The sequence below is a fragment of the Mesorhizobium ciceri biovar biserrulae genome (genome assembly GCF_001618845.1).
Lineage (GTDB): Bacteria > Pseudomonadota > Alphaproteobacteria > Rhizobiales > Rhizobiaceae > Mesorhizobium > Mesorhizobium ciceri.
In genome coordinates this window covers 2852285-2875403 of record NZ_CP015064.1, presented here as the reverse complement: position 1 = coordinate 2875403, position 23119 = coordinate 2852285, and the positions used below count along the sequence as shown (strand labels likewise).

The window sequence follows — 23119 nt, the reverse complement described above, 5'->3', positions numbered from 1 at the left end:
CCAGCTAGAAAGCACGGAACGTGACGACGGTGAACGTGTCCTTGATGCCGGGGAGAATCTGCACCTTTTCGTTGACGAAATGGCCGACGTCTTCCTCGTCGTCGACATAGAATTTGGCGAGCAGATCGTAGTTGCCGGCGGTGGAGTAGATTTCCGAGGCGATCTCGGCATCGGCAAGCGCGCTGGCAACCTCATAGGATTTGCCGAGCTCGCATTTGATCTGCACGAAAAACGCCTTCATGGCTTCGTCCCGCTAAACGTCCAAGTCCAGCGGCCCTTCTGGCAGACTGGAGGCGGGCTTTCAAGCGCTGGAATCCGTACTCTGCCGGCCCAGGCCTGGGCTGCGACCTGCCGCAGCTCTCCGCCAGCATGCAACCTGCCGCCGAGCGCCAGCGATTATTCGCGATCGCTGAAACCGCGATGCGCTGCCAAGCGTATGTTATGATGCGTCTTCGGACAGCACCATTTCAAGGGAAGATTTTTCGCGGGACAACGGAGACAGGCCATGCGCCGCGCCTTTTTCGCATTCGCAGTCGTTCCATTCCTCTGCGTGTCGTCGCCATTGGCCGGCGATGCCGAGATCAAGGCAGGCCAGTCCGTCATCGACGGTCAGCTAAAGGCCCTCATCGCCAATGACGGCGCCACCGCCTACAGCTTCGCCGCCCCGAATGTGAAGCGGATCTTCCCGACCGTCGATGCCTTCATGAACATGGTGACCAACGGCTATCCGCCGGTGCGCAAGCCGCAGACTTATTCCTTCGGCAAGGTCGAGGAGACCGGTCCGGGTTCGATCGTCCAGCAGGTGCTGATCGTCGGCCCCGATGGCAAGGATTACGAGGCGGTCTATACGCTGCAGCAGCAGCCCAACGGCACGTTCCAGATCACCGGCTGCAGCCTGCGCGCCTCGAATTCGCTCAGCACTTGAGGCCTTACAGCAACGGGATATCGCCCCTCGCCCAGCCCTCGGTGATTTCGGCGCCGCGCGCCTCGAAGGTGCCAGCTTCGATCGCAGCGCGGATGTCCTGCATCAGTTTCTGGTAGTAGGACAGGTTGTTCCACGTCAAAAGCATGGCGCCGAGCGCTTCCTGCGAGCGCACCAGATGATGCAGATAGGCGCGTGAGTAGTCCCGGGCGGCCGGGCAGTCGCTTTCCTCGTCCAGTGGGCGCGGATCGTCAGCATGGCGGGCGTTGCGCAGATTTACCTTGCCGCGCCTTGTATAGGCGAGGCCGTGGCGGCCGGCCCGTGTCGGCATCACGCAGTCGAACATGTCGATGCCGCGCGCCACCGATTTCAGGATATCGTCAGGCGTGCCGACGCCCATCAGATAGCGCGGTTTGTCCGCCGGCAGCTCCGGACAGGTGATGTCGAGCATCTCGAGCATCACCGCTTGCGGTTCGCCGACGGCCAGGCCGCCGACCGCATAGCCCTTCAACTCCATCGCGCTCAGCGCCTGCGCCGAACGCACCCGCAGCGCTGCGTTGTCGCCGCCTTGCACGATGCCGAACATCGCCTTGCCCGGCTGGTCGCCGAACGCCGTCTTGCAGCGCTCGGCCCAGCGCAGCGACAGATCCATGGCGCGCTCGATCTCCTTCATTTCGGCCGGCAGCGCCGTGCATTCGTCGAGCTGCATCTGGATATCGGAATCGAGCAGCCCCTGAATCTCGATGGACCGCTCCGGCGACATCTCGTAGGCGGCGCCATCGATATGCGAGCGGAAGGTGACGCCCTTTTCGGTCAGCTTTCTCAGCTTCGACAGCGACATTACCTGGAAACCGCCACTGTCGGTCAGGATCGGATGCGGCCAGCGGGCGAATTCATGCAAGCCGCCGAGCCGCGCCACACGCTCGGCGCCTGGCCGCAGCATCAGATGGTAGGTGTTGCCAAGGATGATGTCGGCGCCGACGCCGCGCACCTGGTCCATATACATCGTCTTGACGGTACCGCCGGTGCCGACCGGCATGAAGGCCGGCGTGCGGATTTCGCCGCGCGGCATGTCGATCACGCCGCGCCGCGCCTTGCCGTCGATTGCCAGAACCTTGAAGCTGAACTGCTTAGCCATTGAATTCCTTGTCGTGGACCGGGGCGTCCGGCGCCTGCTTGTCGAGCGACTGGCGGTAGTGGATGCAGCCGCGCATGAATTTTGGCCAGGGCGGCACGGCGATCGATGGTTCGGTTTTTTCCGGCAGCAGGTCCCACAGATCGGGGTGATGCCAGCACAATTCATGGCCGGTGGAATCGCGGTGCTGGCGAATGCCGGCGCGCAGTTTTTTCACTTCCGCGATCAGCGCATCGCGGTCAAAGGCTTGCAGATCATCGTCCATCGCTCGTCTCCGCTCGGAAAAGCAGGCTTGCGTCGCCATAGGAATAGAATCTGTAACGGTTCTCGATCGCATGGGCATAGGCCGCGCGCATCGTGTCGAGGCCGCTGAAGGCCGAAACCAGCATGAACAGAGTCGAGCGCGGCAGATGGAAATTGGTCATCAGCATGTCGGCGGTGCGAAAACGGTAGCCGGGCGTGATGAAGATATCGGTCGGGCCGGACCACGCAGCCAGAGTACCGTCCTCACGCGCCGCACTCTCCAGCAGACGCAGCGAGGTCGTGCCGACAGCAACGATGCGCCCGCCCCTTGCCCTTGCGGCATTCAGGGCGTCCGCAGTGGCTTCGCTGACCGACCCGGTCTCGGCATGCATCTTGTGGTCGGCGGTATCGTCCGCCTTGACCGGCAGGAACGTACCGGCGCCGACATGCAAGGTGACGAAGCGGCGTTCGACGCCTTTGGCGTCAAGCGCTGCAAAAAGCTCCGGCGTGAAATGCAGGCCCGCTGTCGGAGCCGCGACGGCGCCCTCCTCGCTTGCATAGATGGTCTGGTAATCGGCCCGGTCGCGTTCGTCGTCGTCGCGTTTCGAGGCGATATAGGGCGGCAGCGGAATATGGCCTACCGCGTGCAGCGCCTCGTCGAGGAACGGCCCCGACAGATCGAAGCCAAGCAGCGCCTCGCCGCCCTCGCCTTTCTCGATCACCGTGGCGTCGAGCTGACCGAGGAAACAGGAATTGCCGTCATGGCCGAAATGGATGCGGTCGCCGGCGGCAATGCGCTTGCCCGGCCGCATGAAGGCCAGCCAGCGGTCCGGCGCCATGCGCATATGCAGCGTGGCTTCGACCTGCGCCGTCGCCTCGCCCCGCCGCCTTATGCCTTTGAGTTGCGCCGGAATGACCTTGGTGTCGTTGAACACCAGCACGTCGCCGGCACTGAGCAAGGACGGCAGGTCGCCAACCGTCCGGTCCTCGAGCCCTTCGCCGGGCTTGACCAGAAGCATCTTGGCGCTGTCACGCGGCTGCGCCGGGCGGAGCGCGATGCGCTCCTCCGGCAAGTCGAAGTCAAAGACATCGACGCGCATCAGTAGAGCCGGACGAGCAGCGCTCCGGCCAAGAGCAGCACCGCGCCGGCAACGCGTCCCAGCGAGATTTCACGCACCGCGACGCCGAGGAAGCCGACGCGGTCGATGAGCATGCCGGCCAGCAACTGGCCGGCGACCAGAAACGCCATCAGCGCGGCAGCACCTATGCGTGGCGTCAGGATCGTCGACAGCGTGACATAGAAACCGCCGAGCATGCCGCCGGCCACGAACAGCCAGGGCGCCGGCGCTTTCCAGTCGAGCGAGATGCCTTGCAGCTTCACCACCGTAACGGAGATGATGCCGAGCACGATCGCGCCCGACAGGAACGAAAACGCAGCCGCCGCGACCGGGAGACCCAGGCCGCGCGCCAGCTGCGAATTGATCGGCGCCTGAATGGCAATGAAGGCGCCGGACAGGATGCCGAGAAGCGACCAGACGACGCCCATCATTGTCGTTTGCCCTTACTTGACGTCGGCCGCGACCTTCAGCGACACGATCTTGTCGGGATCCTGCACCGGCTCGCCGCGCTTGATCTTGTCGACATTGTCCATGCCTTCGATGACCTGGCCCCAGACCGTGTACTGGCGGTTGAGGAAGGCGGCATCGTCGAAGCAGATGAAGAACTGCGAATTGGCCGAGTTCGGGTTCTGCGAACGGGCCATCGAGCAGGTGCCGCGGCCATGGTTGGCGTTGGAAAATTCGGCCTTCAGGTCCGGCTTCTCAGAGCCGCCCATGCCCGCGCGGGACGGCGCGAAGGAAGGCTTGCTCGAATTGCCGAACTTGACGTCGCCGGTCTGGGCCATGAAGCCTTCGATGACGCGGTGGAAGACCACGCCGTCATAGGCGCCTTCCCTAGCCAGTTCCTTGATGCGGGAGACGTGGCCCGGCGCCAGGTCGGGGAAAAGTTCGATGACGACCGTGCCCTTGGTCGTTTCCATGATGAGCGCGTTCTCGCGGTCCTTGATTTCGGCCATGTCAGATATCCTTTTGAGAAAACAGAGTTATTTGACAATTTTACTTGTCTGCGGCGATGCGCACCTTGATCATCCGGTCGGGGTCGGAGACCGTGCCGTTATCCGCCTGGTCGCCCTTCTTGATGTGATCCACCAGTTCCATGCCGCTGACGACATTGCCGACGATGGTGTACTGGCCGTCGAGCGGCGGTGCCGGAGCGAACATGATGAAGAACTGCGAATTGGCCGAATTGGGGTCCTGCGAGCGGGCCATGCCGACCACGCCGCGCTTGTAATGTTCGGTCTGCGAGAATTCGGCGGGCAGGTCGGGCAGGTCGGAACCGCCGGTGCCGACGGCCTCGGCGCTGAAACCTTTTTTCATATTGCCGAACTTGACGTCGCCGGTCTGCGCCATGAAGCCGTCTATGACGCGGTGGAAGGCGACGTTGTCATAGGCGCCTTGGCGCACCAGCTTCTTGATCTGCTCGACATGCTTTGGCGCCAGATCGGGCCGAAGCGCAATGGTGACGTCTCCGTCCTTCAGCGTGATGATCATGGTGTTTTCCGGGTCGGCGGCGAAGGCCGAGACCGATGCGGTCACAAGGCCGGCAAGCACAACGAGGAACGAGGCGAGCTTTTTCAGCTGCATATCTATCTCCGGAATCTTATTTCGCGAATTTGGCGGTGAGCGCACCGGCAACCGCCGCCGGCACGAAGGGGCGGATGTTGCCTCCCATAGAGGCAATCTGGCGGACAAGTGTGGCGGTAATGGTGCGCACGGACGGGCTGGCGGGCAGAAAAACCGTCTGCAACTCAGGTGCCATAGTCTCGTTCATGCCGGCCATCTGCATCTCATAGTCGAGGTCGGTGCCGTCGCGCAGGCCGCGGATCATGATCGAGGCGCCGTGCTTCCTGGCGGCGTCGATGACCAGCCCGTCGAAGGCGACGACCTTGATACGGGCACCATCGCTGCCGAATTCCGCCTTCGCCGCCGTCTCGATCAGCTTCACCCGCTCCTCGAAGGAAAACAGCGGCTGCTTGCCCGGATGGATGCCGATCGCCGCATAGACGATGTCGGCCACGGCCAGCGAAGCCTTCAGCACATCGAGATGGCCGTTGGTCAGCGGGTCGAAGGAGCCGGCATAGAGGGCGATGCGTTCGGTCATGGCAGGTGCTTCTAATGCATGATCCCAAAAAGTGGAAACCGGTTTTTGCGGACAAACGGTTTTTCGTTTGTCCTAGAGATCATGCTCAAATGAAAGCTAGAGCCTGTTCCATCTTCCGTCCACCAAGATGGAACAGGCTCTAACGAGCCTCTCTCGCAAAGGCAAATCCGATCGGCGCGCCGGCCGTGAACCTTTTCCGGCACATGAACGACAGATGAACACGCTGATCACGAAGCCTTCACGCAGCGTTCACTAGGTTGCACCTTAATTAGATGAAACCAAAATCCCATCTATCCGTTGTTAGGCGCAGGAGAACACGCACATGCTGATCTACATGCTCGCCACCGCAATGACCGTCGCCATGCTGATCGCCACCGTATTTGGGCTGCATCAGGAGGCACAACGCATCCGCGTCAAGGCAAACACCAAGCGCTTCGAAGGCTTCGGCCCGCGTAAGCCATATCGCCACTACTGATAAAGCCTGGACTTGCTGCCGCGCCGGCCAGCTGGCCGGCGTTGCCATGTCAAAACCTGGGTGCCGGACTTAGTCCGCACCCTCCGGACCGGCGTCAGACGCCGCAGCGGCATCGGCACCGCCCTCGACGGTTTCTTCGCTTTCTTCGTCCGCTTGCGGTTCAGAGATCCGCTCGACCGAAACCACCTTTTCGCCTTCAGCCGTGTTGAAGATGGTCACACCCTTGGTGGCGCGGCTGGCGAAACGAATGCCGTTGACCGGCACCCGGATGACGGTGCCGCCGTCCGACACCAGCATGATCTGGTCGTCATTGCCGACCGGGAAGGTCGCCACCAGCCTGCCAATCTCGGCTGCCTTCGACACGTCGGTGGCGCGGATGCCCTTGCCGCCGCGTCCGGTCAGCCGGAAATCATAGGACGACGAACGCTTGCCGTAGCCGAATTCGGTCACCGTCAGCACGTACTGTTCGTGCGCCTTGAGTTCTTCGTATCGGCTGTCGGAAAGCTCTGTCTCCTCGCCGATCTCCTCATTGGTCAGCGCGATCTCTTCCTCTTCTCCGGCCGTTTCCGTGGCAAGCCGCCGCTCCGCCGCCGCGCGCTTCAGGTAAGCGGCGCGTTCCGCCGGCGAAGCATCGACATGCTCGATCACCGACATCGAGATGATGCGGTCGGTCTCGGCCATGGTTATGCCGCGCACACCGACCGAATTGCGGCTCTGGAAGACGCGCACGTCGCCGACGGAGAAGCGTATGCACTGGCCGGAACTGGCGGTCAGCAGCACGTCGTCCTTGTCGGTGCAGGTTTCGACGCCGAGGATCTCGTCGCCTTCTTCCTCCAGCTTCATGGCGATCTTGCCGTTGCGGTTGACCTGGACGAAGTCGGATAGATCGTTGCGGCGCACGGTGCCACGCGTGGTGGCGAACATGACGTAGAGTTCGCCCCAGCTGGCCTCGTCCTCCGGCAGCGGCATGATGGTGGTGATGCGCTCGCCCTGCTCCAGCGGCAGCATGTTGATCAGCGCCTTGCCGCGTGACTGCGGATTGCCGATCGGCAGCCGCCAGACCTTTTCCTTGTAGACGATGCCGCGCGAGGAGAAGAACAGCACCGGCGTATGGGTGTTGGCGACGAACAGCCGGGTGACGAAATCCTCTTCCTTGGTCGACATGCCGGAGCGGCCCTTGCCGCCGCGGCGCTGCGCCCGGTAGAGCGACAGAGGCACGCGCTTGATGTAGCCGGAATGGCTGACCGTCACGACCATGTCTTCGCGCTGGATCAGATCCTCGTCTTCCATGTCCGAACCGCCGTCGGTGAGCTCGGTGCGGCGCGGCGTGCCGAACTCGTCGCGCACGGCGGCAAGCTCGTCCTTGACGATCTGCTGGACGCGCGCGCGGGAAGACAAAATGTCCAGATAATCGATGATTTCGGCGCCGATCGTGTTCAACTCGTCGGCGATCTCGTCGCGGCCGAGCGCGGTCAGGCGCTGCAGGCGCAGCTCGAGGATGGCGCGCGCCTGCTCCTCGGACAGATTGTAGGTACCGTCCTCGTTGATCCGGTGGCGTGGGTCATCGATCAGGAGGATCAGAGATTCCACGTCGCCAGAGGGCCAGCGCCGCTCCATCAACTGCTCACGCGCCGTCTGCGGATCCGGCGCGGTGCGGATCAGCTTGATGACTTCGTCGATGTTGGCGACTGCGATAGCGAGACCGACCAGCACATGGGCGCGATCGCGCGCCTTGCGCAGCAGGAACTTCGTCCGCCTTGTGATCACCTCCTCGCGGAAGGCGACGAAAGCCTTCAGCATATCGGTCAGGTTCATCACTTCCGGCTTGCCGCCATTCAGCGCCACCATATTGGCGCCGAAAGAGGTCTGCAGCGGCGTGAAGCGGTAGAGCTGGTTGAGGATGACGTCGGCAACGGCGTCGCGCTTCAGCTCGATGACGACCCGGTAGCCCTGGCGGTCGCTCTCGTCGCGGATATCGGAAATGCCCTCGATGCGCTTGTCGCGCACCAGTTCAGCCATCTTCTCGATCATCGACGACTTGTTCACCTGGTAGGGAACTTCGGTGATGATGATGGACTCGCGGTCGTTGCCGCGCTGTTCGATGTTGACGCGCCCGCGCATGACGATGGAGCCGCGGCCGGTCGAATAGGCGCTGTAGATGCCCGAACGGCCAAGCACGATGCCACCGGTCGGAAAATCAGGGCCAGGAATGATCTCCATCAGCGCCGGCAGGTCGATCGCCGGATTGTCGATGATGGCGATGGCGCCATTGCAGACTTCACCGAGATTGTGCGGCGGGATGTTGGTCGCCATGCCGACGGCGATGCCGCCCGAGCCATTGACCAGAAGGTTGGGAAAACGTGCCGGCAGAACCTTCGGTTCGCTGCCGGAAGCATCATACGTGTCCTGGAAATCGACGGTATCCTTGTCGATATCCTCCAGGAGCTCGTGCGCGACCTTGGTCAGCCGCGCTTCCGTGTAGCGCATCGCCGCAGGCGGATCGCCGTCGATGGAGCCGAAATTGCCCTGCCCGTCGATCAACGGAACGCGCAACGACCAGTCCTGCGCCATGCGCACCAAGGCGTCATAGATGGAAGCATCGCCATGCGGATGGTATTTACCCATCACGTCGGCGACAGGACGCGCCGACTTCACATATTTGCGGTTCCAATGGTAGCCGCTCTCATGGGCGGCGAAGAGAATGCGGCGATGCACCGGCTTCAGGCCGTCGCGCACGTCCGGCAGCGCACGGCTGACGATCACGCTCATGGCGTAATCGAGATAGGAGCGCTGCATCTCCTCGACGATGGATATCGGCTCGATGCCGGTGGGACCGCCGTCGGCGCCGCGCGGTGTCTTCTGGTCGGTCAAATCGGATCACAATCTAATCAGGAATCACTTGGTGCTTATATAGGAAGCAAGCCCGAAACTCCAACCTTCACGGCACTTTTCCAGTGTCATTTTTGATGGTAATTTCAAATGGATACCGATGATTGCGACGATATGGCCAAGGCGGGTTTCGCCGCCCTGACGCAAAAGCCTGCGTGTCTGCCTTGCGGTGCACCGGGCCGATTCACCAAGCAGAAACGACCTATGCGCCACGGCGGCTGCGATACTGGCTTGGCGTCTGCCCCATGATCCGCCGAAAACGACGATTGAAGGTCGACAGATCGCTGAAGCCAGCGCCGAAAGCGATCGCGGAAACCGTATCGTCCGACATGCGTAGCCGCACCGCGGCCCTGTGCAATCGCGTCTTGAGCAGGAATTGGTAGGGGGTCATGCCCGCTACCTGCCGGAAGATGCGCAGGAAATGATACGGACTGGTCGCCGTCTCATCGGCAAGTGCTGAAAGCGAGACCGGTCCGTCTGCATCGAGTTCGATGCGCCGCACAGCTTCGGCAACCCGTTTTTGATCGCGGCGGCTCGGCGCGCGCCTGACATGCGTAGCGCCGGAGGCTGTAGCTACGGCAGCACCGGCCATGCGCAGGGAAAGTTCCTCGAAGGCGTCGATGTCGGCCATCTCGCGAGCGGTTTCCGCCTCGGCCAGGAGTGGCGCCAGGACCGGCAAAGGCGGCAGGCGCGCCGCCTCGAAAGCCAGCTTCCTGGCGCCCGGCACGCCAGCCGCGATCCGCTCCATGTAGGACGGCCTGAAATGGAACGAGAGGCAACGATCGCCGCCGCCATGCTCGTGCCCGCATTCGTAACATGTGCCGGGATTGCCGAGCAGGAGCGCGCCGGGCGCCAGCATCGCCGTTCCTTGTTGGGCGCGGTAGCGGAACGTGCCGCTGGTGACTGCAGCCACACAGAAATCCTGATGCGCCTCCTCGAACGGCCGGCCGGCGCCGGCCGTGCAGATCACATCCGTCACATGCCAACCGGCTCCGGATGCGAGACTATGCGTGGTCGTCGTCATGGTCGAAATATAGCAATTTTTCCCAAGCCCAGAACCCCGTAACCGCCTATTCCCTCCCAATCTCCTGACAAGAAGAGGCCACAACCATGTTCGATCAATCTTCGTTTGCCGATGCCCTGCACAGCCCCGGACCGATCGAAGGCCTTGCCGAAAAACTGAGCCTTTACGGCCGCTTCGTCGGCGCCTGGACTTTCGAGGCCTCGCGCCACCTCGAGGACGGAACGGTGCTGACAGGGCGTGGCGAGGTGCATTTCGGCTGGGTGCTGGAAGGCCGGGCGATCCAGGACGTCTGGATCCTGCCCGCGCGGGACACTGGTTCCCAGCCCTCGCTCGGCAAATGGACTTTTTATGGCACGACGCTGCGCGTCTATGATCCCGGCGCGGATGCCTGGCACATCTTCTGGAGCGACCCGCCCAACCAGTATTTCAGCCGCCAGCTCGGCCGCGCCGAGGGTGACACGATCGTGCAAGTGGGCGCCGACGGCACCGGCAGCTCAGTACGCTGGGGCTTTTCACGCATCACCGAAAACTCTTTCCGATGGCTGGGCGAGCGCTCGCACGACAATGGCGCGACATGGCGGCTGGAGGTCGAGTTCCTGGCGCGCCGAGCGGTTTGATCGCCGAAGAATGCAGCAGCCCGGAATAAAGGCGTCGCGACCCTTTGCGCCCTCCGCTGTCCCGCCGGCATCAACCACTTTCTCACGAACAGTTCCCACCGAACGGGCTTTGCTCTACCAATTATCCTGGTACGGGCACGGCCCGGCGGGAGGGTCAGAGATGCCGAGTTTCGACAGCCTGTTCAACGCCTTCGTCACCATTCTCGTGACCATCGATCCGCCCGGCCTGGCGCCGCTGTTCCTCGCCGTGACGCGCGGCATGAATCGCGAGGAGCGCCAGCAGGTTTCCGTCCGCGCGTCGATCATCGGTTTCCTGGTGATGGCGCTGTTTGCGGTTGCAGGCGCCTCGATCCTGTCGGTGTTCGGCATCACGCTGCCGGCTTTCCGCGTCGCCGGCGGCTTCCTGCTGTTCTTCATCGCCTTCGAAATGGTGTTCGAGCGCCGGCAGGACCGCAAGGAGAAGATCGGCGACGTCGCCATCACCAAGGACATGATCCACAACATCGCCGCCTTCCCGCTGGCAATCCCGCTGATCGCGGGTCCCGGCGCCATTTCGGCAACTGTGCTGCTCTCAGGTTCCTTTCAAGGCTTTGCGGCGCAGGCGGCGCTGGTCGGCATCATCTTCGTCTGCCTTGCCATCACCTATCTGGTGTTCGTGCTGTCGGAACGCATAGACCGCATCCTCGGCCAGACCGGCCGCTCGATCCTGACCCGCCTGCTCGGCGTCATCCTGGCAGCACTGGCCGTGCAATTCGTCGCCGACGGCATCAAGGCGCTGATAGCGGGCTGACAGGCTGACGCGGCGAGAATCTCAAAGCCGGCTCTATCTCGCCGTCGTGTCGACGATCTCGAAATCGTGGGTAATCGTGGCGGTCTTGGCAAGCATCGCGGAGGCCGAGCAATATTTTTCGATCGAAAGGTCGATCGCGCGTTTCACCTTGTCGCTGGAGAGTTGCCTGCCCTTGACGACGAAATGCATATGAATGCGGGTGAACACTCTGGGTTCGGTTTCCGCCCGGTCGGCCTCGAGCTCGACGACGCAGTCCTCGACCGCCTCGCGCCCCTTTTCGAGGATGTGCACGACATCATAGGCCGAACAGCCGCCGGTGCCGATCAGCACCAGCTCCATCGGGCTCGGTCCCGGCGTCCTGCCTTCCGATCCGGGCGCGGTTCCCAGCACCAGTTTGTGGCCGCTACCGGACTCGCCGACGAAAGTGCGTTCCTCGACCCATTTTACGCGTGCTTTCATCGAACTCGTCCTTCGCCATATTTCGTTGATCGCCATGTCAGCGTTCAGTTCGACAATGCAAAACCCCGAAAGTCCATGAGGGACTCTCGGGGCGCAATGTTTGACTTAAGCCAAAAATAACATCTGCTGTTGCGATCAGAACGGGATTTCGTCGTCCAGTTCGCGCGACGAACCGCCACCGCCGCCGCTCTTGGCACCGCCACCACCGCGATTGAAGCCTTCGCTCGGGCTGGACTGGCCGAAATCGGAACCACGGCTGCTGCCACCGGTATAGCCGCCGACCTGACCGCCCTCACCCTGCCCGCGTGCGTCGAGCATCTGCAGCTCACCGCGGAATTTCTGCAGCACGACTTCCGTCGTGTACTTGTCGGCGCCGGTCTGGTCCTGCCATTTGCGCGTCTGCAGCTGGCCCTCTACATAGACCTTCATGCCCTTCTTCAAATACTGCTCCGCCACCTTGGCGATGCCCTCATTGAAGATGACGACGTTGTGCCATTCGGTCTTTTCCTTGCGCTCGCCGGAATTCTTGTCACGCCAGCTTTCCGACGTCGCAATGCGAATGTTGACGACCGGCTCGCCCGAGTTGAGGCGACGGATTTCGGGATCCGCGCCGAGGTTGCCGACCAAAATGACCTTGTTGACGCTACCCGCCATGATATTTCTCCGCGCTCATCCGAAACAAATTTTTTTGTCGCAGCACCTTACAGGCTGCAGGCGTCAGCCGCTTGCCGTGGCTGCCTTTACCCACAAGGTTTTTGTTCCCTGTCCGTTCTATGGTGCAGATGACGTTCTGTCAATGTTTGTCAGCAAGATGTAGTGTCCCGGCCGGAAATTTCCATGAAATCGGATCTGACCGGGGGCGATCAAATGAAGTCTGTCGCACATGAGGACCAGCAGCGCGAGCAATGGCGAGCAGGTGTGGAAACACGCATGCATGTGTCGGCCAGCAATGGTGCATCGCAACTTTGCATATTCGAGCAATGGGTCGAGCCCACGGTCGGCGCCCCAACGCATTGGCATCCCGTGGAGGAAGTGCTGACCGTTATCGCCGGTAGGGCTGAGATGTGGATCGACGATGAGCATACAGTCGTGACATCGGGCCAGTCTCTCGTTGTCCCCGCGAACAGGAAACACGGGTTCAAGAACGCCGGCACTGGAACGCTTCACATCCACGCCGTCCTTGCGTCGCCGATTTTCGAGGCGACGTTCGATGGGCCTGCCGGAATGGTGAGACGCTGGCTTCCGACAATCTCGTAAAACAGTGCTTGCCAAATCAATAAGTATTCACTTATGCTTTTGACATGATCGAAGCAGAGATTTTTCGCGCACTGGCCGACCCGACGCGCCGCGCCGTCTTTGAGCGGCTGGCCGCAGGCGAGATGAGCGTGTCGGAATTGCGCACCGGTATGACGGTGTCGCAGCCCGCGGTGTCGCAGCATTTGGCCGTCCTGCGTGGCGCCGGCCTGGTGGTCGAGCGGCGAGCCGGCCGCAACGCCTATTACCGCGCCGATCCGCAAGGGCTCGCTCCCTTGCTCTCCTGGATCGAGCGCTACCGGACTTTCTGGCCGGAACGCATCGAAAGGCTGAAGGCGGTTTTGAAGGACATGGATCAATGAAGAAGGCGGGATCAACGACCAACGAGGGCCAAATCGACGCCGCGGATGCGCTCGAGTTCGAGTACGACCTTGCCGAGCCGCCGGAAAAGGTCTGGCGGGCCCTGACCGTACCGGAATTGCTCGCCGCCTGGATGATGCCCAACGACATGAGACCCGAGATCGGCAACCGTTTTGCCTTCGCCGGGACGGGCGCGCCGATCGAATGCGAAATCCTCGACGCCGAACCCGAGAAGTTGCTGCGCTATTCCTGGCGGGAGCAGCCGGGCGACGCAGCCAGGCAGGATCCGCTCGACAGTACCGTCACCTTCACGCTTGCCCGCACCGCTTCCGGCGGCACGCATCTGCGCATCGTCCACGACGGTTTTGCCCGCAAGGCCATGCCGGCCATCGCCATGGCAGGCGCCGGCTGCCGTCTTTCGCTCGGTTTGCGCGCAATTGGAAAGCCCATCGCCGCGAACGCACCGCGCCTTCTGCGCGCGGCATAATAGAAAATCGGAGAAGAAAAATGAGCGGTGTTGCCAGTCTGGTGCCGATGGTCATCGAGCAATCGAGCCGCGGCGAACGCGCCTTCGACATCTTTTCGCGGCTGCTGCGCGAGCGCATCATCTTCATCAACGGCGAGATCAACGACGACATCTCGGCGCTGGTCTGCGCGCAGCTTTTGTCGCTGGAATCGGACAATCCCGACAAGGAGATCTCGCTCTACATCAACTCGCCGGGCGGCGTAGTGACCAGTGGTTTCGCCATCTACGACACGATGCAATATATCAGCTGCCCGGTGTCGACCGTATGCATGGGCTTTGCGGCATCGATGGGCTCGTTCCTGCTGATGGCAGGCACACCGGGGCGCCGGATTTCCCTGCCGAACGCCACCATCCTGCTGCATCAGCCGCTGGGCGGGTTCCAGGGCCAGGCCTCCGACATCCAGCGCCATGCCGAGCGCATCGGCAGGACGAAACGGCACATGGCCGAGCTCTACGCGCAGCATTGCGGCCGTACCTATGAAGAGGTCGAGCGCACGCTGGACCGCGACCACTTCATGACCGCCCGCGAGGCGCAGGCATGGGGCATCGTCGACCATGTTTTCGACACGCGCAAAAAGGCGGCGTAAGCCAGGGCCGGAGCGGAGTCCGGCCGGCTGCCGAAGATTTGACGATGCCGGTCTGGTTCCATCGGCGGCGCGCCACTATAGTCCTGGGATGACCGACACTCATCCTTCCAGACCACTGCGCCCCGTCATCGCCGTCGTGGTGCTCGCTTTTGCCAGTCTCGTGAGTGGCGCGGCTCTTGCAGAGGACAGTTCGCCGTCGACGCAAAAAAGCGCCCTGCCCGGCGTGACCGGCGACTACCGCATCGCCAAGCCGGCTCCCGAGCCGGACGATGCGCTGCCGGCCGGCGAGAACGGCACATTCAAGATCGGCGATACGGATGTCAGGATTTCCGGCAGCATCACCGTCGATGTCGGCGCCGGCTCGATCGGGCCGCCGCGTCACTGAGTGCGCGCGGAAATGAGCGTTCCCCACATAAAACGGCCCCGCCGTGCCTTGGGCAAACGGACGGGGCCTTCTGGATCTCAAATCCAACTTTGCCGGGAGTGTACTGCCGGCGTTTGATTTCGGATGCACCGCGGCGTTCGGCCGACGATCCGACTAGCAGTCTCTGATTTTTAGGAGATATGGCAGGTCACGGTTTGCCGGGTGGCGCAGACGCTAAACCCTGGCACTTATGCCTGCCGCGGCTCCAGTGACAACTGGAACCCTAGGGGACGATCCGGTGGCGTCATAGCTCCGCTCCTCTGTCCGTTGCGATTGTTGTCAATTCGAAGCACAAATCGCAAATGCCTGCGGCGTCTCGCAGGCCGCCTTTGGGCGGCGAGGCCATCGAAAGACGGCCGGCTTCGTTGACTTCCGGAGACTGCGCTCCTGGGTTGCCCGCGTCAACCATCAATAGCCGGTTACCGAAAAACGTGATCGCCGGGAGGTTACGTACAAGTCAGTTTTTGCACAGCTTTGTCAGGAGCGTGTTCGGCCTTTGTTCTTTCCGCTTGCCCGTTCACGTGAAAGACGCTTAAACGCTTTTGTCGGGAATTGTGGCGTCTCTCGACGTGGCGGCAAAACTACCTACATAGGGGATGGCCGGGAAAACCCGCCATTCCAGGAAATTCCAGATTCTGAGGCGGCGACCGGCTATGGCCGACCATAAATATCTTTCCATTCGCGGGGCGCGCGAACACAATCTGAAGAATGTCGATCTCGACCTGCCGCGTGACAGCCTGATTGTCATGACCGGCCTGTCGGGGTCCGGCAAGTCATCGCTTGCCTTCGACACGATCTATGCCGAGGGCCAGCGCCGCTACGTCGAAAGCCTGTCGGCCTACGCGCGGCAATTCCTCGAAATGATGCAAAAGCCTGACGTCGACCAGATCGACGGCCTGTCGCCTGCCATTTCCATCGAGCAGAAGACCACATCGAAGAACCCGCGTTCGACGGTCGGCACCGTCACCGAGATCTACGACTATATGCGCCTGCTTTTTGCGCGCGTCGGCATCCCCTATTCGCCGGCCACCGGCCTGCCGATCGAGAGCCAGACGGTTTCGCAGATGGTCGACCGCGTGCTGGCGATCGAGGAAGGCACGCGCCTGTTCATTCTGGCGCCGATGGTGCGCGGCCGCAAAGGCGAGTACCGCAAGGAATTGCTGGAACTGCAGAAGAAGGGCTTTCAGCGCGTCAAGGTCGACGGCGTCTTCTATGAGATCGCCGACGTGCCGGCGCTGGACAAGAAGTACAAGCATGACCTCGATGTCGTCGTCGACCGCATCGTCGTGCGCGGCGATCTCGCGACGCGGCTTGCCGATTCCATCGAAACGGCGCTGAAGCTGGCCGATGGGCTGGCGGTCGCCGAATTCGCCGACAAGCCGCTCGATTCCAGCCAGACCGGCGAGGATTCGGTCAACAAGTCGAAGAACGAGACGCACGAGCGCATCCTGTTCTCGGAAAAGTTCGCTTGCCCGGTCTCCGGCTTCACCATTCCGGAAATCGAACCGCGGCTGTTCTCGTTCAACAACCCGTTCGGCGCCTGCCCGACCTGCGACGGTCTCGGCAGCCAGCGCGCCATCGACGGCAATCTGATCGTGCCGGATGAAAACATCTCGCTGCGCGACGGCGCCGTCAGCCCGTGGGCGAAGTCGACCTCGCCCTATTACGCGCAGACGCTGGAGGCATTGGGCAAGGCCTATGGCTTCAAGCTCGGCGACAAGTTCAAGGATCTAACCGAAGAGGCCAAGGAAGCCGTCCTGCGCGGCACCGGCGAGCGCGAGATCACCTTCCAGTATGATGACGGCCTGCGCTCCTACAAGACGACGAAAACTTTCGAAGGCGTCATCCCCAATCTCGAGCGGCGCTGGAAAGAGACCGAATCCGCCTGGATGCGCGAGGAGATCGAGCGCTTCATGTCGGCCACACCCTGCCCGGTCTGCAAGGGCTATCGGCTGAAGCCCGAGTCGCTGGCGGTGAAGATCGCCGGCAGGCACATCGGCGAAGTCACCGAGCTTTCCATCCGCAAGGCCGACCAGTGGTTCACCGACCTGCCCGCGTCGCTCAACGACAAGCAGAACGAAATCGCGGTGCGTGTGCTCAAGGAAATCCGTGAACGGCTGCGCTTCCTCAACGATGTCGGGCTCGACTATCTGACGCTGTCGCGCAATTCCGGCACGCTGTCGGGCGGCGAGAGCCAGCGCATCCGGCTGGCATCGCAGATCGGCTCCGGCCTGACCGGCGTGCTCTATGTGCTGGACGAGCCGTCGATCGGTCTGCACCAGCGCGACAATGCGCGCCTGCTCGATACGCTGAAGCACCTGCGCGACATCGGCAACACGGTGATCGTCGTCGAGCATGACGAGGACGCCATCCTGCATGCCGACTATGTCGTCGACATGGGCCCGGCCGCCGGCATCCATGGCGGCGAGATCATCGCCCAGGGCACGCCGCAGCAGGTCATGGCCAATCCCAATTCGATCACCGGCAAATATCTGTCGGGCGCGCTCGAAGTGGCGACGCCCGGCGTGCGGCGTGAAGCGAAGAAGAACCGCCGCATCAAGATCGTCGGCGCGCGCGGCAACAATCTGAAGAACGTCACCGCCGAAATCCCGCTCGGCACCTTCACCGCCGTCACTGGCGTGTCCGGCGGCGGCAAGTCGACCTTCCTGATCGAGACGCTGTTCAAGGCCGCCTCGAGACGCATCATGGGCTCGCGCGAACATCCGGCCGACCACGACCGCATCGAGGGCCTCGAATTCCTCGACAAGGTCATCGACATCGACCAGTCGCCGATCGGCCGCACACCGCGTTCAAACCCGGCCACCTATACCGGCGCCTTCACGCCGATCCGCGACTGGTTCGCTGGCCTGCCGGAGGCCAAGGCGCGCGGCTATCAGCCGGGACGCTTCTCGTTCAACGTCAAGGGCGGCCGCTGCGAGGCCTGCCAGGGCGACGGCGTCATCAAGATCGAGATGCACTTCCTGCCCGACGTCTACGTCACCTGCGACGTCTGTCACGGCAAGCGTTATAACCGCGAGACGCTCGATGTCCTGTTCAAGGGCAAGTCGATCGCCGACGTGCTCGACATGACGGTCGAGGAAGGCGTCGATTTCTTCGCCGCCGTGCCCGGCGTGCGCGACAAGCTCGACACGCTGAAGCAGGTCGGCCTCGGCTACATCCATATCGGCCAGCAGGCGACAACGCTGTCCGGCGGCGAGGCGCAGCGCATCAAGCTGGCCAAGGAACTGTCGCGCAAGGCGACCGGCAAGACGCTCTACATCCTGGATGAGCCGACCACTGGCCTGCATTTCCACGACGTTGCCAAACTGCTGGAAGTGCTGCACGAACTGGTAGACCAGGGCAACACGGTGGTGGTCATCGAGCACAATCTCGAAGTGATAAAAACCGCGGACTGGGTGCTCGACCTCGGCCCCGAAGGCGGCGACGGCGGCGGCGAACTGGTCGCCTCCGGCACGCCGGAAGCCATCGTGCGCGAAAAGCGCAGCTACACCGGCCAGTTCCTCAAGGAGCTTCTGGAGCGACGTCCCGGAGGCAAACGCGAAGCGGCGGAGTGATCGACCGGTTGGCGCCTGGAGAGCTTTTGAATGACAATCAGAAGAGCGCTTGCCGGTGATCTCCAAACCGTCGTCTCGCTGACGGAAGCGGCCTATGCGCCTTACATCGCCCTGTTCGGTGCACCGCCGATCCCGGTCACCGAGGACTATGCACCGCGCATCGTGCGCGGCGAGGTCTGGTTGCTGGAAAGTGGCGGCGAGCTTGCCGGGCTGATCACGCTGGAGCGACATGACGACCACGCGATGATCTTCTCCGTCGCGGTCTCCCCCGACTTTCAAGGCAAGGGCTTCGGCATTGCGCTGCTGAAACACGCGGATGAGCAGACCCATCTCTGGGGTCTGCCAGAAGTGCGGCTCTACACCAACGCCAGGATGGAGCGGAACATTGCGCTCTATCTTGCCTATGGTTTCCACGAAACGGGTCGCCGGCCCAATCCCTACCGGCCAGGATGGGTGCTCGTCGACATGGCCAAAACCGTCGATCAGATCACCGCGGCCTGATCTTTTTCTGCATTGGGAGGATGACAATGACCACATCGGGAACAATCCGCGCCGGCATGGGCGGCTGGACCTTCGAACCCTGGGATACGTCCTTCTATCCCGACAAGCTTTCCAAGGCCAAGCAGTTGAACTACGCCACTCGCCAGGTGCCGAGCATCGAGGTCAACGGCACTTACTATTCCAGCTTCAAGGAGCCGACCTTCGTCAAATGGGCCAGCGAGGCGCCGGACGGCTTTGTCTATTCGCTGAAGGGCAACCGCTTCGTCACCAACCGGCGCGTGCTGGGCGAGGCCGGCGAATCGATGATGCGCTTCCTTGGCTCCGGCGTGGCGGCGCTCGGCGAAAAGCTCGGGCCGATCCTGTGGCAGTTCGCGCCGACCAAGAAATTCGATCCGGACGATTTCGAAGCCTTCCTGAAGCTGCTACCGGAAAAGCAGGACGGCGTTGCGCTGCGCCATGCGCTCGAAGTCCGCAACGACAGTTTTGTCGTGCCGGAATTCGCAGTACTTGCCCGAAAATACAAGGCCGCGATCGTCTACGCCGACCATGCCAAATATCCTGATATCGCCGACATCACCGCCGATTTCGTCTACGCCCGACTGCAGACCGGCAGCGATGACAATCCCGACTGCTATACGCCGAAAGGCCTCGATGAATGGGCCGCGCGGGTAAAGACCTGGGCGCAAGGCAAGCAGCCGGCCGACCTGCGGCGCGCCGACCCCGCCGCCGATGCGCCGGTCAAGCCGCGCGACGTGTTCGTTTACTTCATCACCGAGGGCAAGGTGCGCGCGCCGTTCGGCGCCATGGCACTGATGAAGCGAGTGGACCAGGGTCAACCGGTGCCCTGACGCAGCGGAATCATGGCATCTTCGCCACCGTCGTAACCTTATCGATACCTCCTTGCTGCATGAATCCAGCCAGACCAGTCGCAGATCTGGGCCGCCACGGGCAAGGACGAGGGGCATGTCGCTCGACTACACTTCACTTCTCCTGGCTGTCGGTTTTTCCGCGGCCTGCCTGAGCCTGACATTGTTCGGCATGTGGCTGACCGCTCGCTCGGAGAAATTCCTGCTGACATGGGCGATCAGCCTGGTGTTCGTGGTCGGCGATATTTTTGTCTATGACGCCTATATCGACATGCCCGGGCGCCTGCTGGGCATCGCCACGCTGGCTTTCCTCCTGCTCGGTTTCTCGACAATGCTGGGCGCGGCCTACCAGTTCAGAACCGGCGGCTCGCCAGTGCCCCGAACTGTACTTGGCAGCGCCATTTCGCTGGCCGTGACGTTGCCTCCCATGGCTCTAGGCTATGACGGGCTGGGCTTCATGTTCGAAAATGCCTTCGCCGCCTTGCTTCTGTTCGCAACGGCGGTCGAATACTGGAAGGGCCGCGACGAAGCCCCTGCCCTGACGATCGGTATCACCGCGCTCTATTCTGCCACGGCCGCATCCTTCGCTCTCTGCGCCATGGTTTTAGCCTTGGATGGAAAGCTGGTCCTTGGACATGCGCCAAGCAACTGGGCCGAGGAACTGAGCCTCATCATCGTCATCGCCAGCATGACCGGGATTGGAGCGCTTTCCCTGGCCCTGAATCAGGGACGCTTGGCCCGGCATCACCGCCACAATGCCCTGACCGACCCGCTGACCGGCCTGCTCAACCGCCGCGCCCTGTTCGACCTGCACGGCGATGCGCCGGTCGGCGCCTTCACGGCGGTGGTCGTCTTCGATCTCGACAACTTCAAGGCCATCAACGACGAATTCGGCCACGCCGCCGGTGATGAAGTGCTGAGGGTGTTTGCACGGGAACTCGCCAGCAATCGCCGCCCGGTCGACGTCGCCGCGCGCATGGGCGGCGAGGAGTTCGCGCTGGTGCTGAAGCGGACCTTGCCCGAAACGGTGGAGGCCACCGCCGAGGCCATACGGGCAGCTTTCGCCGCGCACCGCATCGAAACCGAGACAGGCTCGCTGATATGCACCGTCAGTGCCGGATTTGCTTTCGGCACCAAGGAAGGCCTCGGCTTCGACAAGGTGCTCAACGCCGCCGACAAGGCGCTCTACGACGCCAAGCGCGGAGGCCGTAACCGCGTCACCGCGTCTCCGTTCAGGCGCGCAAGCTAATCGCGCAACACCGGCCTCTGATCGTGGGGAGACGAATGCGGCTCCTAGGCCGCCATGACAATCTCATTGAAGGTATCGAGATCGACATAGAAGACCTTGGTGATCTCCTCGATCAGATCGTCGTAGTCGCAGCCCTGTGATCTCAAGATATTGATGGCAGCGATGATGTCGACGCGTTCGGTAAGCCGCCGCTTCTGGTAATCCTCGACGTAACGTTCCATGGCTGTCCTTTAGCCTGTGTGCCCAAACGCGTTTGAACGACAGAGATCGCAGGAGGGAAGCTAGGCAGCCTTGCTTGCGTGAAACTTGCCCGGCATTGGCCGTGGTCCTCGATCTGCGATAACCAGACTGATACGGAAGCGGCCGACTCACAAAGCCATGGAAAAGACTAGCACGCGATATTGAGCGTGCCAGAGACGCAGGTGATCGGATGGAGAAATATTGGACTTGGCAAGAACTTCGGATCGCCAACTGAAGTTCACCGCCAATTCTAGACGGTAAGGAACTTCCGCACATCAGCCCGGTCCAAATCTTCAGCCGGGCCGGTATGGACGATCACGCCCCGGTCCATGATGTTGACCTCGTCGGCGAGCTCGCGGCAGAAATCGAGATATTGTTCGACCAAAAGCACGGCGATGCCCGCCTGGTCGCGCAGATAGCGGATGGCGCGGCCGATGTCCTTAATGATCGACGGCTGTATGCCCTCGGTCGGTTCATCGAGCACGAGCAGTTTCGGCCGCATCACCAGCGCCCGCCCGATGGCGAGCTGTTGCTGCTGGCCGCCGGAAAGATCGCCGCCGCGACGGCCGAGCATCTGCTTCAGCACAGGGAACAATTCGAAGACATGCGCCGGAATGTTGCGGTCGGCTCGCCTCAGCGGCGCAAAGCCTGATTCCAGGTTCTCCCGCACGGTGAGCAGCGGAAAGACCTCCCTGCCCTGCGGTACGAATGCGATGCCCGACCGGGCGCGGTCATACGCCGCGCTCCGGTCGAGCGCCTTCCCCTCGAAGGCAACGCTTCCGCTCGTCAGCCGGTGGTGGCCGACGATCGATCTCATCAAACTGGTCTTGCCGACGCCGTTGCGGCCGAGCACGCAGGTGATCTTGCCGGCGCCCGCCTTCAGCGATACGCCGCGCAGCGCCTGGGCGGCGCCGTAGTGCAGCGTGGCATTGGAAACTTCGAGCATGTCAGCGCCGTCTCCAGAACCTGAGAAACGACAGATCGAAGTGATGGAACTGAACCCGCCAGACCATGCTCATCTCCCCAGATAGACTTCGACGACACGCTCGTCGGCCGACACGAAATCGAGTGTGCCTTCCGAGAGCACCGAGCCCTCGTGCAGGCAGGTGACCTTGACGCCGAGCTCGCGCACGAAATGCATGTCGTGCTCGACGACGATGACCGAATGGTCGCGGGCGATATCCTTGAGCAGCCGCGCGGTTTCCTCGGTCTCGGCATCGGTCATGCCGGCGACCGGCTCGTCAACCAGAAGCAGTTTCGGGTCCTGCGCCAAGAGCATGCCGATCTCCAGCCACTGCTTTTGCCCATGGCTGAGATTGGCCGCCAGTTCGTCACGCTTGTCGCCAAGCCGGATGATGCCGAGGATGTCATCGATCTGCCGCGTCTCGGCGGCCGAGCGGCGGTGAAACAGCGCCGGGAAGATCGAGCGAGGACCCTTCAGCGCCAGCATCAGGTTTTCCTCGATCGTGTGGCTTTCGAAGACGGTCGGCTTCTGAAATTTACGGCCAATGCCCATCATGGCGATCTCGGCCTCGTCGTGCTTGGTCAGATCGACTTGGCCGTCGAAGAACACTTCGCCCTCGTCGGGCCGCGTCTTGCCGGTGACGATGTCCATCATCGTCGTCTTGCCGGCGCCGTTGGGGCCGATGATGGCGCGCATCTCGCCCTTGTCGAGCACCAGCGACAGATTGTTGATGGCGCGAAAGCCGTCGAAGGAGACCGAGACGCCGTCGAGATAAAGGATCGTGTTCGACTTTGACATGG

At 62.2% G+C, this 23119-nt stretch carries 28 protein-coding genes; 13 read left to right on the top strand and 15 right to left on the bottom strand.

What is annotated here, in order from left to right:
- Positions 1-4 precede the first annotated feature (4 nt).
- Positions 5-241 carry an Lrp/AsnC family transcriptional regulator gene (locus tag A4R29_RS13225; protein WP_010909609.1) on the bottom strand — a complete coding sequence of 79 codons (237 nt, stop codon included), beginning with the start codon at positions 239-241 and terminating at the stop codon, positions 5-7.
- Positions 242-505: 264 nt separating this feature from the next.
- Between A4R29_RS13225 and A4R29_RS13220 the strand changes: the two genes are divergently transcribed.
- Positions 506-925, top strand: a complete 420-nt coding sequence (locus A4R29_RS13220) for a DUF4864 domain-containing protein (protein WP_063172084.1) — start codon at positions 506-508, stop codon at positions 923-925.
- A gap of 4 nt (positions 926-929) precedes the next feature.
- Here the strand turns inward: A4R29_RS13220 and tgt are convergent, their stop codons facing one another.
- The 7 genes from tgt to coaD form a co-directional block, all read right to left on the bottom strand.
- Positions 930-2060: a tRNA guanosine(34) transglycosylase Tgt gene (tgt, locus tag A4R29_RS13215; protein ID WP_063172083.1), complete on the bottom strand. Its 1131-nt coding sequence runs from the start codon at positions 2058-2060 to the stop codon at positions 930-932.
- Entirely contained in the window at positions 2053-2322 is a 270-nt protein-coding gene (locus A4R29_RS13210; RefSeq protein WP_013531822.1) for a hypothetical protein, read from the bottom strand. Before A4R29_RS13210 ends, tgt begins: the two co-directional genes overlap by 8 nt.
- Entirely contained in the window at positions 2312-3400 is a 1089-nt protein-coding gene (gene queA, locus A4R29_RS13205) for a tRNA preQ1(34) S-adenosylmethionine ribosyltransferase-isomerase QueA (RefSeq protein ID WP_063172082.1), read from the bottom strand. Before queA ends, A4R29_RS13210 begins: the two co-directional genes overlap by 11 nt.
- Positions 3400-3849 carry a DMT family transporter gene (locus A4R29_RS13200; protein ID WP_013531824.1) on the bottom strand — a complete coding sequence of 150 codons (450 nt, stop codon included), beginning with the start codon at positions 3847-3849 and terminating at the stop codon, positions 3400-3402. The genes queA and A4R29_RS13200 overlap by 1 nt, the downstream gene beginning before the upstream one ends.
- Positions 3850-3861: 12 nt before the next feature.
- Complete coding sequence (locus A4R29_RS13195; protein WP_013531825.1) at positions 3862-4374, bottom strand: peptidylprolyl isomerase; 513 nt, start codon at positions 4372-4374, stop codon at positions 3862-3864.
- A gap of 40 nt (positions 4375-4414) precedes the next feature.
- Positions 4415-4909 (bottom strand): peptidylprolyl isomerase, encoded by a 495-nt coding sequence (locus tag A4R29_RS13190; RefSeq protein ID WP_244506973.1) that lies wholly within the window; start codon positions 4907-4909, stop codon positions 4415-4417.
- 109 nt (positions 4910-5018) lie between these two features.
- On the bottom strand, positions 5019-5519 hold the full coding sequence (coaD, locus tag A4R29_RS13185) for a pantetheine-phosphate adenylyltransferase (RefSeq protein WP_013531827.1): 501 nt from the start codon (positions 5517-5519) through the stop codon (positions 5019-5021).
- A 322-nt stretch (positions 5520-5841) separates the two neighbouring features.
- Between coaD and A4R29_RS33070 the strand changes: the two genes are divergently transcribed.
- Entirely contained in the window at positions 5842-5994 is a 153-nt protein-coding gene (locus A4R29_RS33070; protein ID WP_081714296.1) for a hypothetical protein, read from the top strand.
- A 69-nt stretch (positions 5995-6063) separates the two neighbouring features.
- Here A4R29_RS33070 and gyrA read toward each other — a convergent pair whose 3' ends face one another.
- Both gyrA and A4R29_RS13175 read right to left on the bottom strand, forming a co-directional pair.
- Entirely contained in the window at positions 6064-8865 is a 2802-nt protein-coding gene (gene gyrA, locus A4R29_RS13180; RefSeq protein WP_013531829.1) for a DNA gyrase subunit A, read from the bottom strand.
- Positions 8866-9085: 220 nt separating this feature from the next.
- Entirely contained in the window at positions 9086-9907 is an 822-nt protein-coding gene (locus A4R29_RS13175; RefSeq protein ID WP_063172081.1) for a helix-turn-helix transcriptional regulator, read from the bottom strand.
- A gap of 86 nt (positions 9908-9993) precedes the next feature.
- On the opposite strand from A4R29_RS13175, the gene A4R29_RS13170 reads away from it, so the two are divergent.
- Positions 9994-10524, top strand: a complete 531-nt coding sequence (locus A4R29_RS13170) for a hypothetical protein (RefSeq protein WP_063172080.1) — start codon at positions 9994-9996, stop codon at positions 10522-10524.
- 160 nt (positions 10525-10684) lie between these two features.
- The gene (locus A4R29_RS13165) at positions 10685-11314 is read left to right on the top strand and encodes a MarC family protein (RefSeq protein WP_013531832.1); all 630 of its coding nucleotides are present in this window, start codon (positions 10685-10687) and stop codon (positions 11312-11314) included.
- Between the two features lie 33 nt (positions 11315-11347).
- On the opposite strand, the gene A4R29_RS13160 is transcribed toward A4R29_RS13165, so the two are convergent.
- Positions 11348-11773 carry an OsmC family protein gene (locus tag A4R29_RS13160; protein WP_063173671.1) on the bottom strand — a complete coding sequence of 142 codons (426 nt, stop codon included), beginning with the start codon at positions 11771-11773 and terminating at the stop codon, positions 11348-11350.
- Between the two features lie 135 nt (positions 11774-11908).
- On the bottom strand, positions 11909-12427 hold the full coding sequence (locus A4R29_RS13155) for a single-stranded DNA-binding protein (RefSeq protein ID WP_013531834.1): 519 nt from the start codon (positions 12425-12427) through the stop codon (positions 11909-11911).
- 183 nt (positions 12428-12610) lie between these two features.
- On the opposite strand from A4R29_RS13155, the gene A4R29_RS13150 reads away from it, so the two are divergent.
- The 9 genes from A4R29_RS13150 to A4R29_RS13110 all read left to right on the top strand — a co-directional run bounded on the left by A4R29_RS13150 (position 12611) and on the right by A4R29_RS13110 (position 21115).
- Positions 12611-13030, top strand: coding sequence for a cupin domain-containing protein (locus A4R29_RS13150; protein WP_013531835.1), 420 nt, complete (start codon positions 12611-12613; stop codon positions 13028-13030).
- 44 nt (positions 13031-13074) lie between these two features.
- Positions 13075-13389, top strand: a complete 315-nt coding sequence (locus A4R29_RS13145) for an ArsR/SmtB family transcription factor (protein ID WP_013531836.1) — start codon at positions 13075-13077, stop codon at positions 13387-13389.
- On the top strand, positions 13386-13874 hold the full coding sequence (locus A4R29_RS13140) for an SRPBCC family protein (RefSeq protein WP_063172079.1): 489 nt from the start codon (positions 13386-13388) through the stop codon (positions 13872-13874). The genes A4R29_RS13145 and A4R29_RS13140 overlap by 4 nt, the downstream gene beginning before the upstream one ends.
- A 20-nt stretch (positions 13875-13894) precedes the next feature.
- Positions 13895-14500: an ATP-dependent Clp protease proteolytic subunit gene (locus tag A4R29_RS13135; RefSeq protein ID WP_063167934.1), complete on the top strand. Its 606-nt coding sequence runs from the start codon at positions 13895-13897 to the stop codon at positions 14498-14500.
- 88 nt (positions 14501-14588) lie between these two features.
- Positions 14589-14885: a hypothetical protein gene (locus A4R29_RS13130; RefSeq protein WP_063172078.1), complete on the top strand. Its 297-nt coding sequence runs from the start codon at positions 14589-14591 to the stop codon at positions 14883-14885.
- Positions 14886-15577: 692 nt separating this feature from the next.
- Entirely contained in the window at positions 15578-18499 is a 2922-nt protein-coding gene (gene uvrA, locus A4R29_RS13125; protein WP_027161515.1) for an excinuclease ABC subunit UvrA, read from the top strand.
- Between the two features lie 30 nt (positions 18500-18529).
- Entirely contained in the window at positions 18530-19000 is a 471-nt protein-coding gene (locus A4R29_RS13120) for a GNAT family N-acetyltransferase (protein WP_063172077.1), read from the top strand.
- 26 nt (positions 19001-19026) lie between these two features.
- Positions 19027-19848, top strand: a complete 822-nt coding sequence (locus A4R29_RS13115) for a DUF72 domain-containing protein (protein ID WP_063172076.1) — start codon at positions 19027-19029, stop codon at positions 19846-19848.
- Positions 19849-19963: 115 nt separating this feature from the next.
- Positions 19964-21115, top strand: coding sequence for a GGDEF domain-containing protein (locus A4R29_RS13110; protein WP_063172075.1), 1152 nt, complete (start codon positions 19964-19966; stop codon positions 21113-21115).
- A 44-nt stretch (positions 21116-21159) separates the two neighbouring features.
- On the opposite strand, the gene A4R29_RS33065 is transcribed toward A4R29_RS13110, so the two are convergent.
- The 3 genes from A4R29_RS33065 to urtD all read right to left on the bottom strand — a co-directional run bounded on the left by A4R29_RS33065 (position 21160) and on the right by urtD (position 23117).
- The gene (locus A4R29_RS33065) at positions 21160-21336 is read right to left on the bottom strand and encodes a hypothetical protein (RefSeq protein WP_013531844.1); all 177 of its coding nucleotides are present in this window, start codon (positions 21334-21336) and stop codon (positions 21160-21162) included.
- A gap of 269 nt (positions 21337-21605) precedes the next feature.
- Positions 21606-22301, bottom strand: coding sequence for an urea ABC transporter ATP-binding subunit UrtE (urtE, locus tag A4R29_RS13105; protein ID WP_013531845.1), 696 nt, complete (start codon positions 22299-22301; stop codon positions 21606-21608).
- A 69-nt stretch (positions 22302-22370) separates the two neighbouring features.
- On the bottom strand, positions 22371-23117 hold the full coding sequence (gene urtD, locus A4R29_RS13100) for an urea ABC transporter ATP-binding protein UrtD (protein WP_013531846.1): 747 nt from the start codon (positions 23115-23117) through the stop codon (positions 22371-22373).
- Positions 23118-23119: the final 2 nt, after the last annotated feature.

What these genes read in the sequence shown, in the direction of transcription:
- A4R29_RS33065 (WP_013531844.1), bottom strand. Translation starts at nt 21,336, where the DNA reads ATGGAACGTTACGTCGAGGATTACCAGAAGCGGCGGCTTACCGAACGC.
- A4R29_RS13220 (WP_063172084.1), top strand. Translation starts at nt 506, where the DNA reads ATGCGCCGCGCCTTTTTCGCATTCGCAGTCGTTCCATTCCTCTGCGTG.
- A4R29_RS13195 (WP_013531825.1), bottom strand. Translation starts at nt 4,374, where the DNA reads ATGGCCGAAATCAAGGACCGCGAGAACGCGCTCATCATGGAAACGACC.
- A4R29_RS13110 (WP_063172075.1), top strand. Translation starts at nt 19,964, where the DNA reads ATGTCGCTCGACTACACTTCACTTCTCCTGGCTGTCGGTTTTTCCGCG.
- A4R29_RS13200 (WP_013531824.1), bottom strand. Translation starts at nt 3,849, where the DNA reads ATGATGGGCGTCGTCTGGTCGCTTCTCGGCATCCTGTCCGGCGCCTTC.
- A4R29_RS13160 (WP_063173671.1), bottom strand. Translation starts at nt 11,773, where the DNA reads ATGAAAGCACGCGTAAAATGGGTCGAGGAACGCACTTTCGTCGGCGAG.
- urtE (WP_013531845.1), bottom strand. Translation starts at nt 22,301, where the DNA reads ATGCTCGAAGTTTCCAATGCCACGCTGCACTACGGCGCCGCCCAGGCG.
- A4R29_RS13165 (WP_013531832.1), top strand. Translation starts at nt 10,685, where the DNA reads ATGCCGAGTTTCGACAGCCTGTTCAACGCCTTCGTCACCATTCTCGTG.
- A4R29_RS13170 (WP_063172080.1), top strand. Translation starts at nt 9,994, where the DNA reads ATGTTCGATCAATCTTCGTTTGCCGATGCCCTGCACAGCCCCGGACCG.
- tgt (WP_063172083.1), bottom strand. Translation starts at nt 2,060, where the DNA reads ATGGCTAAGCAGTTCAGCTTCAAGGTTCTGGCAATCGACGGCAAGGCG.
- A4R29_RS13145 (WP_013531836.1), top strand. Translation starts at nt 13,075, where the DNA reads ATGATCGAAGCAGAGATTTTTCGCGCACTGGCCGACCCGACGCGCCGC.
- A4R29_RS33070 (WP_081714296.1), top strand. Translation starts at nt 5,842, where the DNA reads ATGCTGATCTACATGCTCGCCACCGCAATGACCGTCGCCATGCTGATC.
- urtD (WP_013531846.1), bottom strand. Translation starts at nt 23,117, where the DNA reads ATGTCAAAGTCGAACACGATCCTTTATCTCGACGGCGTCTCGGTCTCC.
- coaD (WP_013531827.1), bottom strand. Translation starts at nt 5,519, where the DNA reads ATGACCGAACGCATCGCCCTCTATGCCGGCTCCTTCGACCCGCTGACC.
- uvrA (WP_027161515.1), top strand. Translation starts at nt 15,578, where the DNA reads ATGGCCGACCATAAATATCTTTCCATTCGCGGGGCGCGCGAACACAAT.
- A4R29_RS13210 (WP_013531822.1), bottom strand. Translation starts at nt 2,322, where the DNA reads ATGGACGATGATCTGCAAGCCTTTGACCGCGATGCGCTGATCGCGGAA.
- A4R29_RS13155 (WP_013531834.1), bottom strand. Translation starts at nt 12,427, where the DNA reads ATGGCGGGTAGCGTCAACAAGGTCATTTTGGTCGGCAACCTCGGCGCG.
- A4R29_RS13190 (WP_244506973.1), bottom strand. Translation starts at nt 4,909, where the DNA reads ATGATCATCACGCTGAAGGACGGAGACGTCACCATTGCGCTTCGGCCC.
- A4R29_RS13115 (WP_063172076.1), top strand. Translation starts at nt 19,027, where the DNA reads ATGACCACATCGGGAACAATCCGCGCCGGCATGGGCGGCTGGACCTTC.
- A4R29_RS13130 (WP_063172078.1), top strand. Translation starts at nt 14,589, where the DNA reads ATGACCGACACTCATCCTTCCAGACCACTGCGCCCCGTCATCGCCGTC.
- A4R29_RS13225 (WP_010909609.1), bottom strand. Translation starts at nt 241, where the DNA reads ATGAAGGCGTTTTTCGTGCAGATCAAATGCGAGCTCGGCAAATCCTAT.
- A4R29_RS13135 (WP_063167934.1), top strand. Translation starts at nt 13,895, where the DNA reads ATGAGCGGTGTTGCCAGTCTGGTGCCGATGGTCATCGAGCAATCGAGC.
- queA (WP_063172082.1), bottom strand. Translation starts at nt 3,400, where the DNA reads ATGCGCGTCGATGTCTTTGACTTCGACTTGCCGGAGGAGCGCATCGCG.
- A4R29_RS13120 (WP_063172077.1), top strand. Translation starts at nt 18,530, where the DNA reads ATGACAATCAGAAGAGCGCTTGCCGGTGATCTCCAAACCGTCGTCTCG.
- A4R29_RS13175 (WP_063172081.1), bottom strand. Translation starts at nt 9,907, where the DNA reads ATGACGACGACCACGCATAGTCTCGCATCCGGAGCCGGTTGGCATGTG.
- A4R29_RS13140 (WP_063172079.1), top strand. Translation starts at nt 13,386, where the DNA reads ATGAAGAAGGCGGGATCAACGACCAACGAGGGCCAAATCGACGCCGCG.
- A4R29_RS13150 (WP_013531835.1), top strand. Translation starts at nt 12,611, where the DNA reads ATGAAATCGGATCTGACCGGGGGCGATCAAATGAAGTCTGTCGCACAT.